This is a genomic window from Nonomuraea sp. NPDC049784 (assembly GCF_040659615.1).
Lineage (GTDB): Bacteria > Actinomycetota > Actinomycetes > Streptosporangiales > Streptosporangiaceae > Nonomuraea.
Map to the genome: position 1 here is coordinate 1 of NZ_JBFAMX010001153.1, position 1661 is coordinate 1661.

Sequence of the window (1661 nt, forward strand, 5' to 3'; positions counted from 1 at the left end):
CCACCCGGTCGTGCAGGAACACGTCAGGTCGCCGGGGTGGGCGCCCATCCAGAGCTCGGCCTGCGGCCGGCCGGTGGGCTCGGTGCCGAACAGGTGGGGGAGGGCCGTGACCGAGCCCCAGTCGTAGGGGCGGATGGCGGTGGTCAGGCGCATGGGCGCGGTGGCCGGTGGGAGGTCGGGCTGTGGCACGGCGGTGGCTCCAATCGTCGTCATGGAGCGTAGAACGGGACGGGCTGATGTGCGTAGTCGGGGGCGCGTTGCGTCATCGCTATACGCAGGTATAGTCTGCTTGCTGTATGAACAGTCTGCTATACAGAGGAACAGGATGACGACCGTACCGGATCCGGAGGACCTCACGGCGCGTGCGCGGATCAGGGACGCGGCGATGTGGCATATCGGTGAGTACGGCTTCGAGCGGGCGACGATCCGCGGGATCGCCGAGACCGCGGGCGTGTCCCTGGGGCTGGTGCGCCACCACTTCGGCTCGAAGCAGGCGCTGCGCGAGGCGTGCGACGAGCACCTGATGAAGATCATCCGCAGGCTGCACGAGGAGGCCGCGCGCGACCCGCAGGGCGGCCTGAACCCGGTCGCGGTGATGGGGCCCTTCCAGCCCTACCTGGCGCGGGCGTTGACGGAGGGCTGGGCGGCGCCGCTGTTCGACGAGATGGTCGACATCGGTGAGCGGTGGATCGCGGAGGCCGACAAGAGCCGCCCCGAACCGCCTGACGCCGACGCGCGGTCCCGTTCGACGATGATCGCCGCGATGGCGCTGGCGCCCACCGTTCTCCGCCAGCACGTCGAGCGCGGCCTGGGCGTCGATCTGACCAGCCCGGAGGGGCAGGTCAAGCTCATGCGGGTGGTGCTGGACATCTACTCCCATCCCCTGCTCAGCCTCGAAGAGGCCGCCGAGGCCAGGAAGGCCCTCGATCGGGGCCAGACGACATGAAGGAGCATCACCATGGCTGACGCCATCGCCGTGAAGGGGTTAGTGAAGACGTTCGGGCCGGCCAGGGCGCTGGACGGCCTCGATCTCACCGTGCGCACCGGCGAGGTGCACGGGTTCCTGGGGCCGAACGGGGCGGGGAAGAGCACGACGATCCGGATCCTGCTGGGCATGGTGCGGGCCGACGCGGGCACCGCCCGGCTCCTGGGTGGTGATCCGTGGTCGGAGGCGACCGAGCTGCACCGGCGGCTGGCGTACGTGCCGGGCGACGTGACCTTGTGGCCGAACCTGTCGGGCGGCGAGGCGATCGACCTGCTCGGGCGGTTGCGCGGCGGGCTGAACGAGCGGCGCAAGGCGGACCTGCTGGAGCGGTTCGACCTGGACCCGCGCAAGAAGGCACGCACGTACTCCAAGGGCAACCGGCAGAAGGTGGCCCTCGTGGCCGCGCTCGCCTCCGACGTGGAGCTGCTGATCCTGGACGAGCCCACCTCCGGTCTCGACCCGTTGATGGAGGAGGTGTTCCGGGAGTGCGTCAGGGAGGAGCAGCGTACGGTGCTGCTGTCGAGCCACATCCTGGCCGAGGTGGAGGCGCTGTGCGACCGGCTGACGATCATCCGTGACGGCCGTGCGGTCGAGACGGGCACGCTGGCGGAGCTGCGGCACCTGACGCGCACGTCGATCGAGGCGGAGCTGGCGGGGCCGGCGGACGGGCTGGCCG

The 1661-nt window shown here is 70.5% G+C and carries 3 protein-coding genes; 2 read left to right on the forward strand and 1 reads right to left on the reverse strand.

What is annotated here, in order from left to right; all coding sequences use genetic code 11:
- Nucleotides 1–153 (reverse strand): type I phosphomannose isomerase catalytic subunit (locus AB0J09_RS64240; protein ID WP_360714269.1); only part of this gene is annotated, 153 nt, incomplete at its 3' end.
- Nucleotides 154–325: 172 nt separating this feature from the next.
- On the opposite strand from AB0J09_RS64240, the gene AB0J09_RS64245 reads away from it, so the two are divergent.
- A complete protein-coding gene (locus AB0J09_RS64245) occupies nucleotides 326–946 on the forward strand; it encodes a helix-turn-helix domain-containing protein (protein WP_360714265.1) in 621 nt (206 codons plus the stop codon).
- A gap of 12 nt (nucleotides 947–958) precedes the next feature.
- Nucleotides 959–1661, forward strand: a 703-nt coding sequence (locus AB0J09_RS64250) for an ABC transporter ATP-binding protein (protein ID WP_360714267.1), incomplete at its 3' end; no start/stop codon positions are given.

Coding starts and splice junctions, on each gene's coding strand:
- AB0J09_RS64245 (WP_360714265.1), top strand. CDS start 326: ATGACGACCGTACCGGATCCGGAGGACCTCACGGCGCGTGCGCGGATC.